This window comes from Planococcus glaciei (genome assembly GCF_900099655.1).
In the GTDB taxonomy this organism is placed as follows: Bacteria; Bacillota; Bacilli; order Bacillales_A; family Planococcaceae; genus Planococcus; species Planococcus glaciei.
In genome coordinates, this window is record NZ_FNDC01000013.1 from 120,824 (window position 1) to 136,077 (window position 15,254).

Here is a 15,254-nt window from a genome sequence, read left to right on the forward strand (position 1 = left end):
TCTATTTTCCTGTTTCTTTACTAGAATCTACTTGAAGAGAAGGAATAAAATGAAGCACATCGTAAGTTCTTGCTTTGTCTAGATATGGAGCAAAACAGCGGAGACTCCCGCGGGACAGCGCCGTGCCGAAATCCACTCGGCTGCCAGGCCGAGTTAGTTCGGCGCAAGCCCGCAGGAAAGCGGAGCTGTTTTGCGGAATATCAGAGATAATCTAAGTGGGGATTTTTTCTATATCTTTCTCAACAAGCAAATAAAAAAGCGGCCATGAAGGCCGCTTTTTCTTTGTTTTCTAAAGTTGTTAATTAGTGTCCAGCACCAGGAACATGGATGAACGTTGAGTAGTAAGTAAAGCCGACGAAAAATACTGTCAAGTAAGCTCCAAAAACATACAAGTACATGCGTTCAGAAATATTTAAGAATCCAAGTAGTACAAAAAAGCCGGTATTAGCAACCATTATCAATGATACTTCTACCATGTCGCCTACATAAAAAAGAACTGCGAAAATCCCAGTCCACCATCCCATTAATTTAAACATCTTGTCCATGGGTAATCCCTCCTTTGCCACACTACAGTAATCTCCTGTTTATTATATAGGAAATTGAGCGAGTGTGTAAACTACGAGTTGGTCTTTCTTTGTGACAAACACGTGTATTGTTGCTTCAAGCTTAACAAAGATTCGATTTTCCGACAAGGCGTTCTGGGAAAGCACATGCCAAAAATGAGATTTGCCCCGAAAACCGGGGGTCAAATAATTATTTTTGGAAAAAGTATTCCATTTTTCGAGAAGGCTCGCTATACTATGAGGGTACAAAGCGGCGGCCTTTGTCCAATCCAAAACAGGAGGTGGCTATGCAAGAAATTGTTGAACGCCGATGTGCCAACCTGCTTCAGGATGCAGTTGAAAATGGCACAACAGACATCCACATCAAACCTGAACCGACCTGCTACACGGTTTCTTACCGCTCGTTCCAATCGCTGCGGCAAGTGGCCAAACTCCCCCTTGATCTGGGCGATCGCATGATAGCCTATTTCAAATATCTTTCCCTTTTAGATATGAGCGAAAAGCGCAAACCCCAAACCGGATCCTTTCACCTTCCCATTCAAGACCTTCCTTATTATTTCAGAATATCAACCCTGCCTTCCGTTTTGACAAAAGAAAGCATCGTCATCCGTGTGATGGCAGACAATGTCGCGGAATCGATTCATCAGCTTGCCGCTTTCCGTGATTCCGCACGCTTGCTGGAAAAACTGGCAGAAGCGCCGCAAGGGCTGATTTTGCTCACCGGTCCGACCGGCTGCGGCAAATCAACGACGCTGTATTCATTGTTGAAGCATTGCAGCGAAAAACTGAACCGCAACATCATCACGCTCGAAGATCCAGTCGAACGCAAAAACCAATCAATCCTGCAAATCCAGGTCAACGAAAAAGCGGGCCTCAGCTACGCCGCCGGGCTAAAGGCGATTCTTCGCCATGACCCCGATATCATCATGATCGGCGAAATCCGGGATGCCGATACGGCGCAAATTGCTGTACGCGCGGCGCTGACCGGACACCTGGTGTTTTCAACGATCCATGCCCGCCACTCAGTCGGGTGCTTGCATCGTCTTCGTGACTTGGGTGTTTCTTTTGAAGATATGTCACAGACGCTGATTGCCGTTTCCGCACAGCGCATCATCCCGGTGTATCCGGACATGGAAGACCCCGAGCTGTCGTACCGGGCTTTGTATGAAATTCTGCACGGAGACCGGCTGGATGAAGCACTGGAATCCGCAAAAGGCCAGAAAAGCTATTCCTTGCCGGAGCATTTGTCTTTCGGCGGACAGATCCGGGAAGGAGTGAAAATTGGTGCGATTGAAGCTTCCTATGAAATCAAACCGAATTCCTATCCGTGACCGGGAACATTTCCTGAGCCGCCTCGCAGTCTTAATGAAAGAAGGCTATTTGCTGCCGACTGCACTGACGCTGCTCTTGCCGATGCATACCCCGAAGACCGAAGAAGCTTTAACCGGCATTACGGGCATTCTGAAAGGCGGCGGCAATGCCGCAGAGATTCTAAAGTTTCTCGGCTTTAAAGATCCGGTGCTTTTTCCTGTGGAAATCGCGGAGCACCATGGCCGGCTGGCGGAATCCATTGAAAGCATTGCCAAAAGCTTCGCCCGGACAGAAGGCGTCCAAAAAAAGCTCCGCAACATTATGGTTTATCCCGTGTCGCTTCTGCTGTTTACGTCGGTGCTGTTCCTGTTTTTTCGGACCAATTACGTACCCAACTTAACGGAACTGATGGAATCCTTGCAGTCGGGTGAGGAATCGGGCGGAGTTCCGACTTATCTCTTGAATTTGCCTGATGTGTTTATTGGTATTTTCGCAGCAATCGGACTCACAACAGCTGTTTTTTGGACGTTGCTAAAAAAACAGAGGGTCCAGCGCCAAATCGGATGGCTTCTGAAATTTCCGCTGCTCCGAAAATTCATGCGGCTGTACTGGTCGCATCTATTGGCGAGAGAGCTTGGGACTTTGCTTCACAGCGGCATTTCGCTTCAGGAATCGCTTCACCTGCTCCAAAACCAGACCTACCATTCCATCATTCAATTCATGGCAAAGTCCTGCCACGAAGAAGTGATGACAGGCAATCCGCTGTCAGTGGCGCTCGGCCGCCAGCCTTTTTTCGCCATTGATATGGCTTCGTTTGTCCAGCATGGTGAAATGACCGGTTATCTTGGAAAAGAATTGATTCTCTACAGCGAAGTGCTGATGGAACGCATCGAACAGCACACCGCCCAATTGCTGCGCATCATCCAGCCGTCGTTCTTTGTCATGATTGCCATTTGCATTGTCGGTGCTTATTTGGCGATCCTATTGCCGATGTACAATCTAGTCCACACCATTTGAGGAGGAGAATTATGCGTCTATTAAAAAACCAAAAAGGATTTACATTGATTGAAATGCTTATCGTTATGCTTATTATCACGGTATTGATTGCAATTGCCATCCCGAACGTCACGAAGCAGACATCGGCTGTCGATGAAAAAGGCTGCAAAGCGTTTGTGCACATGGTGCAGGGCCAGGTGGAATCTTACCGGATGGATGAGAAAAAAGTGCCGACCATTGCTGAACTGGTGTCAGGCGGATATTTGAAAACCAATGAAACCACTTGCCCGAACGGCGATGCGGTGGAGATTTCCACTGAAGGAGTCGTGACATCAAGAGCGTCTTAAAGCAAGGAGGCTTTACTTTGCTGGAAATGCTCCTTGTGCTGGCGGTTTTAATGACCGTGGTCGGCATCGCCATCCCTTCGTACCGCACCTTTGAAACGGAACAGCAAGAAGACCGGTTTTTTGATTTGCTGCTGCGGGACATTTATTATGCCCAAAGTGAAACTTACCGCAGCAAAACATCCGTAATGGTAGTGTTTCGCGAAAATGACCGGACATACGAAGTGATTCAGAATTTCAGAAAGCTGCTGCCGGCGAGAAAACTGCCGCCCTCCGTCAGCATCCTAAAAACGAGCAATATCGACGGCGTTTATTTTACGGCAAACGGTTCAGTGACAAGTGCAGGAACGATGCGGTTTGCTACGAGTACGGGTGAACGTTCAATGGTCATCCATCTGGGAAAAGGGAGGGTGGTTTTTTCTGAATGAACACGGATATTCCTGGGCGGAAACAATGGTTAGCCTGCTGATGCTGTTTATGTTATTCGGCACCTTGCTGCCGGTGATGCAGCAATTGCAGCAGTCGCTCCATTTAAAGAAAGAACGCATGATTGCTTTTGAGACGCTCCATGAAGGCGCGAAGGAAATGCGGGGATTCAAAAACACAAGCGGGGAAAGGCGGGTCAACGGGACGGTTTACCGCTGGGAAATGGCGGAACAGCTTTGTGTGCACTACGAAAATTACCAGAAGGCTGAAAAAACGATATGCATCGAATAAAGAGGATGGATGAAAAAGGCTTCGTCTTTTTGAATTCGCTGCTGGAGCTGACGATTTTGATGATCTTTCTGCCGATCGTCGTGCTTTTTTTCGGATTTATGGTGTCATTTTCCAAAGAATCTCATGCCAAACAGATGGAATGGCAGTTATTCAGCGTAGAATTGCAAAGTTATCTGGCAGGAAGCGATTCAATCGAAATCATCGATAATGGAGTGGGAATCCGTACAATCCAACAAAGTCAGGAATTCGATATCGAACTGTATGACCATTCGGTGAGGAAACAGAAGTTTAGGCAAGGCCATGAGATTATGCTGACCGGCATCAAAAATTGCCGGTTCGGAATGAATGGCCCGAAACTTACCATCCGTGCAGAATTTTCAAACGGTGCAATAGAGGAGGCAGAATATGTGGTTACCCCTCCTTAAGTCCAATAAGGGCGCATTATATCCAGGAACACTCGTGTTTTTTCTATCGGCGCTCATCCTGCTGTCCCACGGTGTATCTGTCTATTCTGTCCAATACAAAACATATGATGGATTGGAAAATATGCATAGACATGCTACGATACAACTACTAATGGAAATTGAAAAGCAGAACACGCCGGAGCAGTAGGGGAGTCTTAGGTAGAAAGATGAAAAGAATATATTTAGTCGGATTTATGGGCTGCGGCAAAAGTGCGGTAGGAAGAAGGCTCAGTTTTCTATTGAAACTGCCTTTTTACGATATGGATAAGGAAATTGTCCGCCAGACAGGCAAAACGATCCCGGAAATCTTCGAACTGAACGGAGAAGAGTATTTCCGGAACCTCGAAACACAGTTTTTAAGAAACCACAGCCATGACAATTGCATCATTTCGACTGGCGGCGGTGTAGCGCTTCGTGCAGAAAATCGGAAAATTATGCGGGAAACCGGCTTGGTGCTATTTTTGGATGCCCCTTTTCGGGAAATTTGGCGCCGGATCCACAATGACGTGAACCGGCCGATTGTCCGCAATTCGACCCGGGAAGAAATCGAAGCTTTGTTCAAATCGCGCTACCGCCATTATAAAGCAGCTGCCCATATTACCATCCGTACAGAATTCCGTACCTTGCGGCAAATAACACAATATGCCGCCTTTCAAGTGAATCGTCTAAAAGGCGAATGATTTTATTTTTTATCATAGAATCGTTCGCCTTTTTAGACTCAACAGAAAATTGTTTGCGCTTCCGCCTTATCAATGTTAGGATATAGTCAAAGTTATACTATTCTGTATAACGGTTTGGACCAAATGATTCGATTTGGGCGGATGAGCGCACGGGGAGAGAACGCGAAAGCGTCGCCGAAGGAGCAAATAACAGCAGTTATGAATCTCTCAGGCAAAAAGACTCGTGCGGGACGCATCTCTGGAGAACGCTGCTTTGCAGCTACCAAAGAGGAAAGCCGTAAAGGTAAACTTTCAGGTTCCAGGACAGAGATTTCCCTATTTTAGGGGAATCTCTGTCCTTTTTTTGTGGAATTTGATTATCTGAGGAGGAAGATGAATGGGCGAAATGACAGGGCAATTGCAGCGTACCCCTCTTTTTGAGGCATACGCAAAGTACGGCGGAAAGACAATTGATTTTGGCGGATGGGAACTTCCGGTCCAATTTTCAAGCATCAAAGAAGAGCACGAGGCAGTAAGAACGAAAGCGGGCCTTTTTGATGTTTCGCATATGGGTGAGATCTTGGTAACGGGTTCCGGCAGCCTGGAATTTTTGCAGCGCCTGGTGACCAATGATGTTTCCAAAATCCAGGATGGGCAAGCCCAGTACACGGCAATGTGTTATGAAGACGGCGGTACAGTGGATGATTTGCTGATTTATAAAATCAGCGATGGCCATTACTTGCTGGTGGTCAATGCGTCCAATATCGAAAAAGATTTCGAATGGATGCAAAAGGCTGTATCCGGCGACGTAAAACTCGACAACCAATCGGACCAATACGGGCTATTGGCGCTCCAAGGACCGCTTGCCCAATCCGTATTGCAGCGTTTGACGGATGAAGACCTGTCGGAAATCAAAGCGTTCCGCTTCAAAACGGATGTGAAAGTCAGCAGCCATTCGGTCATTGTTTCCCGGACCGGTTATACAGGAGAAGACGGATTTGAAATTTACGCTAGCCCCGAAGCGACAGTCGCCCTTTGGGATGAAATTCTTTCAGAAGGACAGGCAGACGGCGTAGTGCCATGCGGATTGGGCGCACGGGACACATTGCGCTTTGAAGCGTGCCTGGCACTCTACGGACAGGAATTGTCGAAAGACATTACGCCGCTTGAAGCCGGCATCAACTTTGTGGTGAAATTGAAGAAAGAGTCGGATTTCATCGGAAAAGCTGCACTCGCTGAACAAAAAGAAAACGGCGTGCCGCGCAAATTGGTCGGCATCGAAATGATCGATAAAGGAATTCCACGCCACGGCTATGCGGTTTATGCAAACAGTGAAAAAATTGGGGAAGTTACAACTGGCACCCAGTCGCCAAGCTTGAAGAAAAACATCGGACTGGCTTTGGTGGCTACTGAATTTGCCGAACTTGGATTGGAACTGGAAATCGAAATCCGCAATAAACGCCTAAAAGCGAAAACAGTCGAAACACCGTTCTACAAACGATCAAAATAATCTCATTTGAAAAGGGGACAGCACTCCATGAAACATCGTTATTTACCAATGACGTCTCAAGACGAAAAAGACATGCTGGACACAATCGGAATCCAATCGATCGACGAATTGTTTGCGGATATTCCTGAAAAAGTCCGTTTTAAAGGCGAATACAATATCAAACCGGCAAAATCTGAATCTTCCCTGACAAAAGAACTGGCTCAATTGGCGGCAAAAAACGCTGATTCCAACCGCTTCGCTTCGTTCCTGGGCGCCGGCGTTTACGACCATTACAAACCAATCATTGTGGACCATGTGATTTCCCGTTCTGAATTCTATACGGCTTATACGCCGTACCAGCCGGAAATTTCGCAAGGCGAGTTGCAGGCGATTTTTGAATTCCAGACGATGATCAGCGAATTGACCGGCATGGATCTTGCCAACTCTTCCATGTATGACGGCGGAACGGCGCTTGCGGAAGCCGGCATGCTGGCTGCCGGGCATACGCGCCGCAAGAAGATTCTCGTGTCCCGTGCCGTCCACCCGGAATCGCGCGCAGTCGTTCGTTCATACGCACTCGGCCAATCCATCGAAGTGGAAGAAATTCCATTGAAAGATGGCCATACCGATGTTGAGGCGTTAAAAAATCTGATAGACGACAATGTGGCGGCTGTCATGATTCAATACCCGAACTTCTTTGGGCAAGTGGAAGACCTGGCTGTGCTTGAACCGGTCATCCATGAAGCGGGTGCGTTGTTTGTTGTATCGGCCAATCCATTGGCGCTCGGTGCTTTGACGCCTCCTGGAAAATTGGGTGCAGATATTACGGTCGGCGATGCACAGCCGTTCGGAATTGCCGAAGCATTTGGCGGACCGCACTGCGGATACTTCGCTGTGACAAAGAAATTGATGAGAAAAGTTCCTGGGCGTCTGGTCGGTGAAACGACGGATGAAGACGGGCGACGCGGTTTTGTATTGACCTTGCAAGCGCGCGAACAGCATATCCGCCGCGACAAAGCGACTTCCAATATTTGTTCGAACCAGGCATTGAACGCACTGGCTGCTTCCGTTGCCATGACAGCGCTCGGAAAAGTCGGCACGAAGCAAATGGCATTGCAAAATATCACCAAAACCTACTATATGAAACAGCAGTTGAAAAATGCCGGATTTGAAATTGCTTTTGACGGCGCCCATTTCAACGAAATTGTTGTGAAAACGAAAGTTCCTGTGAAAGAAATCAACGCCGCTTTGCTTGAAAAAGCCATCATTGGCGGATACGACCTTGGCCGCAGCTACGATGAGCTGGAAGGGCATATGCTCGTTGCAGTAACCGAACAGCGTATGAAAGAAGAAATCGATGCATTTGTGCAGGTAGTTGCTGCAGCAGTGCAGGAAATGGGGGCTACTCATGCATAAAGACAACCAACCGCTCATTTTTGAAATGACGAAAGAAGGCCGCATCGGCTACAGCCTGCCGGATCTTGAAGTTCCGGAAATCGATTTGAAAGACGTTCTGCCGGAAGGCTTGATCCGCGAAGAAGCGGCAGAGCTTCCGGAAGTGTCGGAACTCGACATCATGCGCCATTATACGGCCTTGTCAAAACGCAACCACGGCGTCGATTCCGGATTTTATCCATTGGGTTCTTGTACAATGAAATACAATCCGAAAATCAACGAAACCGTTGCCCGCTTCCCTGGGTTTGCAAATATCCATCCGCTGCAGGAAGAATCGACTGTCCAAGGCGCGATGGAATTATTGTTCGATTTGCAAGAACACTTGAAAGAAATCACAGGCATGGACGAAGTGACGCTTCAGCCGGCTGCCGGCGCTCATGGCGAGTGGACAGGGTTGATGATGATCCGCGCTTACCACGAGTCGAGAGGCGACATGAACCGCACCAAAGTCATCGTTCCGGATTCTGCACACGGCACAAACCCGGCATCGGCTACAGTAGCCGGTTTCGAAACCGTAACGGTTAAATCGAACGAACACGGCTTGGTCGATCTTGAAGACTTGAAGCGCGTAGTTGGGGAAGACACAGCGGCATTGATGCTGACCAACCCGAACACACTTGGACTGTTCGAAGAACAAATCCTGGAAATGGCTGCCATCATCCACGAAGTCGGCGGCAAATTGTACTACGACGGCGCAAACTTGAATGCCGTTATGTCAAAAGCGCGCCCTGGCGACATGGGCTTTGACGTTGTCCACTTGAACTTGCACAAAACCTTCACCGGCCCACACGGCGGCGGCGGACCGGGTTCAGGCCCTGTCGGCGTGAAAAAAGACTTGATTCCATATTTGCCGAAACCGGTATTGGTGAAATCCGGAGAAGGCTTGACATTCGATTACAACCGCCCGGAATCAATCGGACGCGTCAAACCGTTCTACGGCAACTTCGGCATCAACGTCCGTGCTTATACGTACATCCGCTCGATGGGGCCAGACGGCTTGAAGGCAGTAACCGAATACGCCGTGCTGAATGCCAACTACATGATGCGCAAACTGGCGCCTCATTTCGATTTGCCGTATGACCGCCACTGCAAACACGAGTTTGTGTTAAGCGGACGCCGCCAGAAAAAACTGGGCGTGCGCACGCTGGATATGGCGAAACGCCTGCTTGACTTCGGCTACCATCCGCCAACGATTTACTTCCCGTTGAACGTGGAAGAAGGCATGATGATCGAGCCGACCGAAACAGAATCGAAAGAAACGCTTGATGCGTTCATTGATGCAATGATCCAGATTGCGAAAGAAGTGGAAGAAAATCCGGAAATCGTCCAGAATGCTCCACACACAACTGTAATCAAACGCTTGGATGAAACGCAGGCGGCCCGCAAGCCGGTTCTGCGCTACACGAAAGCCGAATAAATTCAAAAGCCCGCTTGAAAGGACGAACCTTTCAAGCGGGCTTTTTTCTGTTCCGTGGCATTAGAAACCGATCGTCGATTCCGGATCTTCCCAGTCATTGCGCTCGGTGCGTTTGTTCTGCTTCTGAAGCTCCTGTATGCGCTTGGCATAGCCGGAGTCGCCGTCGTAATGCCAATTGAGGGCAGAACTCATATACAGCTCGTTCAGCTGCGAAATGGACAAGCCTTTTGTCAATTTCGCCATGTCATCGATTTCATCTTCCGAGAAAATCGATTTGATGTCGAGTTTACGCAAATATTGTTTGCGCAGTTTTTTATCAGGCGATGGAATCTCATAAGCCCTGTCAAAGCGTCCAGCGCGGTTGATGAGCGCCGGGTCGATGCGTTCCGGATAGTTGGTCGTGCCGATAATGAACAAGCCTTCGCGCGATTGGGTGCCGTCGAGGGTGTTCAGGAAAACCGAGCGGGTGAACTCCGGCATCGAATCGATGTCTTCGATCACGAGAATGGCCGGAGCGAGCCTGGAGACGATCCCGAACACTTCCTGGACGGTGTAGCTGTTCGTATACTCTGTGATCTGCCAGTAGACGACAGGCGCTTCTGTAGAGCCGGTGATGGATTTTACGAGCGTCGTCTTGCCGTTGCCCGGAGAGCCGTACAACAGGATGCCGCGCTTGAACGGCACGCCATATTCTTTGAAGAACTGGCCGCCGTCGCGGAAAAACTCATCAATCGAACGGAAAATGTCCTGTTTCACACCGGCTTCAAGCATGACATCGTCGCGCGAGACAATCGCCATCTCTCCGTAATTGCGCCGCTTCACGCCTTCTTCGGTGTCGACCAGAAATGTGATATTGTTCATCAATGCCTGGCGCAGCATTTCGTTCAGGTCTTCAAGGAAGCGGAACGCGCCTTCGATGGATTTGGCGTAGCATTGGAATTCCGGCCAGCTATTGTCGGCCGTCGTATAAAACGGCAATTGCGTCAATGCGACTTCGTGGGCAGGAAAATAAATCAGCCGGTTGTCAAACGTCTCCTGGATTTTCAAATTGCCGCTGTGCAGATCATCCGGCACATTGCCGATTTTGCCCATCGGACGCGCCTCGTAAACATACGACAAAGTTTCATAGGCCAGCTGGCCGTTTTCCATCATATCGAGAAGATAGGTATGGAGCTGCGTAATCGTTTCCGCAATGTCGATGTGCATCCACGCACCCGCCGAACGTTCGTTGAGCTGGGAGAAAATCCGGCCGGATACAGCTGCGATATCCGCATAATGCGGCAAAGTTTCACGTATTGCGTGGTCGTGTGGAAATAAAATCTTCGGTTTTGTCATGGTTTCCCTCTTTTCTAAAGAATCGAATCGCCTGTTTGGGTAGAAAAAAAGTCTTTCCGGTTTGGAAAGACTTTATGGGTGCATCATTTGGATTTGACTTTGCCGGTCCATTGCTTGAAACCGCCTTGCAGTTGATACAATTGGTTGTAGCCTTTTTTCTTCAGGAATAATGCAACCCGGCCGCTGCGTGCACCGTTCTGGTCATACAAGTAGACCGGTTTGTCAGAACGGATTTCTTTGTAGCGCTGGCGCAATTGGGATTGAGGGATGTTGCGCGCGCCCAGGATGTGCCCGCCGGCAAATTCTTTCGGTTCGCGTACATCGATCAGCTGAGCTTTGCGGTAGCCTTCGATAAATTGTTCTTGTGTAAGATTTGTGACAGCTTTTTTAATTCGGAAATAGGAAATCAGTCCGAAGATGATCGCTATCAGCAGAACGCCTAAGATGATATACAGAAAATCCAATGTTCTTGCCCCTTTCTATTCTCCTTTTATTATAAAAGAAGGAGTGACGGTTATTCAATGCCAATGTTACACTAATTAATGGATTTAGGAGGCGATCTTGTGAAATTTGCAGATTGGTATTTCATAAACTCGGGGCAAAACAGCCCCGCATTTAATATGGCCATGGATGAAGCGCTATTGGACTGGCACAGCGAAGGGCTGATTCCGCCGGTGATCCGGTTCTACGGATGGAACCCGGCTACGTTGTCGATCGGTTATTTTCAGCGCGTGGAAAAAGAAATTGACATGGACCAGGTTTCAGCGCTCGGGCTCGGTTTTGTCCGCCGCCCGACCGGTGGAAGGGGAGTGCTTCATGAGCATGAACTGACCTACAGCGTCATCGTGTCGGAAGATTATCCGGAAATGCCGGAGACGGTGACCGAAGCGTACCGCGTCATCAGCGGAGGGCTGCTGCAGGGCTTCCGGAACCTCGGGCTGGATGCTTATTTTTCAGTACCCGATACGGATGAAAAACGGGCTGATTTAAAAAAGCCGAAAAGTGCGGTCTGCTTTGATGCGCCAAGCTGGTATGAAATGGTCGTCGAAGGGAAAAAAGTGGCGGGAAGCGCACAGACCCGGCAAAAAGGGGTCATTTTGCAGCACGGGGCCATCCTATTGGACTTGGATGCTGAAAAATTGCTGTCTGTGTTTAAATTTTCGAGCCCTGAATCCGAAGAGGCCATGCGCCGTAAAATTCCGGAAAAAGCGGTGGCGATCAATTCGCTCCGGGAACGTCCTGCAACGATTGAAGAATGCGTCGATGCTTTTAAAGCCGGCTTTGAAGAGGCATTATCGATTCATCTCCATCCTTACATATTGAATGAAGAACAGCTTGCATATATTAAATCCATTGAAGAAAAAAAGTACGGCAGCGATGTATGGAATTTTCGGAATTAAGGAGTCTTTTGGCTCATTTTGAATTCTGGGTCCAATGAAAAAGCTTGCTGCAAGTGGATTTTCAATTGGAAATAATTCCAGCGCAAAATTTTGTTATTCCAAAGAGTTTCAACATCTAGTATCATGGGAAATGTAGTAATACTATATATAGTGTTCGACTCCATATAATACGAAGGAGGAATTGTCAAATGGTTTCTGTTACACAAACTCAATACACATTAGATCCACATTCTTTGAACACCGACATTCAAGCGTTTCCGCAAGTACATGCGATTACTCCTGATATGAAAATTACGCATAAAGGGGTATCCCGCCTCGTCATGATCGACCGCTATTCTTTCAAAGATACGGAGAAAAAGACGCTTAAAGCCGGCGACTTCGTCGTCTTGACCGTCAAAGAAGATCCGAAATTCCCGGCTCGCGGCCTTGGCTATATCGTCTCGATCGATAAAGCCGCAAACACTGCAAAAATCTGGATTGAAGAAGATTACCGCAGTGCGATCGACAAAGAAAGCGAACAGGAAAGCGGCATCGTCAACCGTACGTTGGATGTCATTGAAAAACCGCTCGAAGTCTATTACGAGCAAATCGCAAAACGCAACGCGACAGGTCTCGCATCTGTTGAAACGACACCGGAAAAACGCCAGGAATGGTTTGAGAAATTCTACCAGCAATTGGTCGGATTGAAATTCATTCCAGCAGGGCGCGTTCTTTACGGAGCAGGAGCAGATACAGACGTAACGTATTTCAACTGCTACGTAATGCCGTTTGTGGCGGATTCACGCGAAGGCATTTCCGATCACCGCAAACAAGTAATGGAAATCATGTCTCGAGGCGGCGGTGTCGGAACAAACGGTTCTACGCTGCGTCCGCGCAACACACTGGCACGGGGCGTCAACGGAAAATCTTCGGGTTCGGTTTCATGGCTCGACGACATTGCAAAATTGACTCACTTGGTCGAGCAAGGCGGTTCACGCCGAGGCGCCCAAATGATCATGCTTGCCGACTGGCACCCGGATATTGCGGAATTCATCATTTCAAAAATGCAGAATCCCCGCATCCTGCGTTTCCTGATCGAGAACTCGGAAGATGAAACGATCAAAAAACTTGCGCACAATAAATTGAAATTCAAGCCGCTGACAGAACAGGAAGAAGCCATGTACCAAGGCATCCTGAACTACCGGGCGATTCCAGGAATGGGCGGATTCAACGAAAAAATCATGCGCGATGCCGAAACGAAGCTGCGCGATGGCGGCACGTATTCTGTCCATAACGAAGAATTCCTGACGGGCGCCAATATTTCCGTGACTTTGACGGATGATTTCATGAAAGCGGTGGAAGAAGATGCAGATTTCGATTTGCGCTTCCCGGCTGTTGAATCTTATTCGAAAGAAGAAATGGCCATCTACAACGAACAATGGCATGAAGTGGGCGATGTCCGCGAATGGGAAAGATTGGGCCATAAAGTCCGCACTTACCGTACGATGAAAGCGCGCGAATTGTGGAATTTGATTAATGTTTGTGCGACCTACTCAGCAGAACCCGGCATTTTCTTCATCGACAATGCCAACGAAAAAACAAACGCGAAAGCATACGGCCAAAAAGTTGTTGCCACAAACCCTTGCGGTGAGCAGCCACTTGCGCCTTATTCCGTTTGTAACCTGGCAGCAGTCAACTTGGCGCAATTTGCCGACCCGTCAACTAAGCAAGTGGATTTTGAAGCATTGAAAGAAACAGTGCGCGTCGGCGTCCGCATGCAGGACAATGTGATTGACGCGACTCCTTACTTCCTTGAAGAAAACCGTGTGCAGGCTTTAGGTGAGCGCCGCGTCGGACTTGGGGTTATGGGCCTTGCAGATCTGCTCATTTACTGCGACAAAGAATACGGTTCGCCAGAAGGCAACGAATTGGTCGATGAAATCTTTAAAACCATCGCTGTGGCAGCTTACGAGCAGTCGACAGAATTGGCAGTGGAACGCGGAAGCTTCCCGTTCCTAGTCGGCAATACCGACGAAGAAACAGCAGCACTTCGGAAAGCATTCACGGAAACCGGCTTTATGCAAGGCATGCCGGAAGAAGTTCGCCAGGGGATCCTGGAAAACGGCATCCGCAACTCGCATTTATTGACAGTGGCTCCGACTGGGTCAACCGGCACGATGGTTGGCGTATCGACAGGCCTTGAGCCTTATTATTCCTTCACATACTACCGCAGCGGTCGTCTCGGCAAATTCATCGAAGTGAAAGCCGACATCGTGCGCGAGTACTTGAAAAATAATCCGGAAGCGGATGAAGAAAACTTGCCAAAAGCTTTTGTCACTTCAATGGACTTGGCTCCTGAAGCGCATGCGGATGTGCAGTGCATTATCCAGCGCTGGATCGATTCATCCATTTCGAAAACGGTTAACGCACCGCGCGGCTATACAGTCGAGCAAGTGCAAGGCGTTTACGAGCGCTTGTACAAAGGCGGAGCAAAAGGCGGCACGGTTTATGTCGACGGCAGCCGTGATTCACAGGTATTGACGCTGAAAGCGGAAGAAAACACGTTCGAAGAAAGCCATCCGGAAGAAGTCAAAGGGAAACGCCCAATCGTCCTTATTGATACCATTCAAGATCTGCGTTCAACGAATGTCACCATCGGTTCTGAAGTGGGCAACACATGCCCGGTCTGCCGCAAAGGGACAGTTGAAGAAATGGGCGGCTGCAACACTTGCACCAACTGCAACGCTCAACTGAAATGCGGATTATAATATTTCTCCAATCACGCGACGGCTTCGGCCGCCGCGTTTTTTCAGTGTGCCCGGCATGGGCGTAATCTATAGGGTGCAAGTCCCGAACGGTGAAGGCAGAAGTAACCGTTAGCCAAGCGCAAGGGTGTCCACGGCGACGTGGAATCTGAAGGAAGCGGGCGGCAAACCTCCGGTCTGAGGAACACGAACTTCATACAAGGCTATGTGCGATTGGGTGAGTCTGCTGAACAAGGCAAAGCCCTTTCTGCCGAAGGTCGCATGCAGTAAATGAAGCAGATAGGTGGAGGGAAAGATTGCGTTCTTACCCGGGGAGGTCTGGTTGAAACGCCAAGTACCCTTGGTAACCTGCCCAGTGAT

At 48.7% G+C, this 15,254-nt stretch carries 16 protein-coding genes and 2 riboswitches; of the genes, 12 read left to right on the forward strand and 4 right to left on the reverse strand.

Annotated elements, in window-relative coordinates; translation table 11 throughout:
- Positions 1 to 302 precede the first annotated feature (302 nt).
- Positions 303 to 545, reverse strand: a complete 243-nt coding sequence (locus tag BLQ32_RS15380; protein ID WP_036809349.1) for a DUF2626 domain-containing protein — start codon at positions 543 to 545, stop codon at positions 303 to 305.
- Positions 546 to 850: 305 nt separating this feature from the next.
- On the opposite strand from BLQ32_RS15380, the gene comGA reads away from it, so the two are divergent.
- The 10 genes from comGA to gcvPB all read left to right on the forward strand — a co-directional run bounded on the left by comGA (position 851) and on the right by gcvPB (position 9,415).
- Positions 851 to 1,894: a competence type IV pilus ATPase ComGA gene (gene comGA, locus BLQ32_RS15385; RefSeq protein ID WP_036809346.1), complete on the forward strand. Its 1,044-nt coding sequence runs from the start codon at positions 851 to 853 to the stop codon at positions 1,892 to 1,894.
- The gene (comGB, locus tag BLQ32_RS15390) at positions 1,866 to 2,891 is read left to right on the forward strand and encodes a competence type IV pilus assembly protein ComGB (RefSeq protein WP_235783871.1); all 1,026 of its coding nucleotides are present in this window, start codon (positions 1,866 to 1,868) and stop codon (positions 2,889 to 2,891) included. Before comGA ends, comGB begins: the two co-directional genes overlap by 29 nt.
- A gap of 11 nt (positions 2,892 to 2,902) precedes the next feature.
- Positions 2,903 to 3,217 carry a competence type IV pilus major pilin ComGC gene (gene comGC, locus BLQ32_RS15395; protein ID WP_036809340.1) on the forward strand — a complete coding sequence of 105 codons (315 nt, stop codon included), beginning with the start codon at positions 2,903 to 2,905 and terminating at the stop codon, positions 3,215 to 3,217.
- Positions 3,202 to 3,642, forward strand: a complete 441-nt coding sequence (comGD, locus tag BLQ32_RS15400; RefSeq protein ID WP_280513366.1) for a competence type IV pilus minor pilin ComGD — start codon at positions 3,202 to 3,204, stop codon at positions 3,640 to 3,642. Before comGC ends, comGD begins: the two co-directional genes overlap by 16 nt.
- A 25-nt stretch (positions 3,643 to 3,667) precedes the next feature.
- Complete coding sequence (locus BLQ32_RS15405) at positions 3,668 to 3,931, forward strand: hypothetical protein (RefSeq protein WP_036809337.1); 264 nt, start codon at positions 3,668 to 3,670, stop codon at positions 3,929 to 3,931.
- A 5-nt stretch (positions 3,932 to 3,936) separates the two neighbouring features.
- Positions 3,937 to 4,356: a competence type IV pilus minor pilin ComGF gene (gene comGF / locus BLQ32_RS15410; protein WP_235783870.1), complete on the forward strand. Its 420-nt coding sequence runs from the start codon at positions 3,937 to 3,939 to the stop codon at positions 4,354 to 4,356.
- A gap of 206 nt (positions 4,357 to 4,562) precedes the next feature.
- Positions 4,563 to 5,075, forward strand: coding sequence for a shikimate kinase (locus BLQ32_RS15420; protein WP_036809328.1), 513 nt, complete (start codon positions 4,563 to 4,565; stop codon positions 5,073 to 5,075).
- Between the two features lie 141 nt (positions 5,076 to 5,216).
- Positions 5,217 to 5,308, forward strand: a riboswitch (glycine riboswitch).
- A 1-nt stretch (position 5,309) separates the two neighbouring features.
- A riboswitch (glycine riboswitch) is annotated at positions 5,310 to 5,386 on the forward strand.
- Positions 5,387 to 5,460: 74 nt separating this feature from the next.
- The gene (gene gcvT / locus BLQ32_RS15425; protein ID WP_074511014.1) at positions 5,461 to 6,564 is read left to right on the forward strand and encodes a glycine cleavage system aminomethyltransferase GcvT; all 1,104 of its coding nucleotides are present in this window, start codon (positions 5,461 to 5,463) and stop codon (positions 6,562 to 6,564) included.
- 27 nt (positions 6,565 to 6,591) lie between these two features.
- Complete coding sequence (gene gcvPA / locus BLQ32_RS15430) at positions 6,592 to 7,959, forward strand: aminomethyl-transferring glycine dehydrogenase subunit GcvPA (RefSeq protein ID WP_074511002.1); 1,368 nt, start codon at positions 6,592 to 6,594, stop codon at positions 7,957 to 7,959.
- Positions 7,952 to 9,415: an aminomethyl-transferring glycine dehydrogenase subunit GcvPB gene (gcvPB, locus tag BLQ32_RS15435; protein WP_036809322.1), complete on the forward strand. Its 1,464-nt coding sequence runs from the start codon at positions 7,952 to 7,954 to the stop codon at positions 9,413 to 9,415. The genes gcvPA and gcvPB overlap by 8 nt, the downstream gene beginning before the upstream one ends.
- Before the next feature lie 60 nt (positions 9,416 to 9,475).
- Here the strand turns inward: gcvPB and BLQ32_RS15440 are convergent, their stop codons facing one another.
- The gene (locus BLQ32_RS15440; protein WP_074511003.1) at positions 9,476 to 10,750 is read right to left on the reverse strand and encodes an AAA family ATPase; all 1,275 of its coding nucleotides are present in this window, start codon (positions 10,748 to 10,750) and stop codon (positions 9,476 to 9,478) included.
- Positions 10,751 to 10,833: 83 nt separating this feature from the next.
- The gene (locus tag BLQ32_RS15445) at positions 10,834 to 11,214 is read right to left on the reverse strand and encodes a rhodanese-like domain-containing protein (RefSeq protein ID WP_036809291.1); all 381 of its coding nucleotides are present in this window, start codon (positions 11,212 to 11,214) and stop codon (positions 10,834 to 10,836) included.
- A gap of 156 nt (positions 11,215 to 11,370) precedes the next feature.
- On the opposite strand from BLQ32_RS15445, the gene BLQ32_RS15450 reads away from it, so the two are divergent.
- Complete coding sequence (locus tag BLQ32_RS15450; protein WP_074511015.1) at positions 11,371 to 12,150, forward strand: lipoate--protein ligase family protein; 780 nt, start codon at positions 11,371 to 11,373, stop codon at positions 12,148 to 12,150.
- A 188-nt stretch (positions 12,151 to 12,338) separates the two neighbouring features.
- On the forward strand, positions 12,339 to 14,897 hold the full coding sequence (locus tag BLQ32_RS15455) for a vitamin B12-dependent ribonucleotide reductase (protein WP_036809286.1): 2,559 nt from the start codon (positions 12,339 to 12,341) through the stop codon (positions 14,895 to 14,897).
- A 108-nt stretch (positions 14,898 to 15,005) separates the two neighbouring features.
- Here the strand turns inward: BLQ32_RS15455 and BLQ32_RS19955 are convergent.
- A partial coding sequence (locus BLQ32_RS19955) for a hypothetical protein (protein WP_074508621.1) occupies positions 15,006 to 15,254 on the reverse strand: 249 nt, incomplete at its 5' end.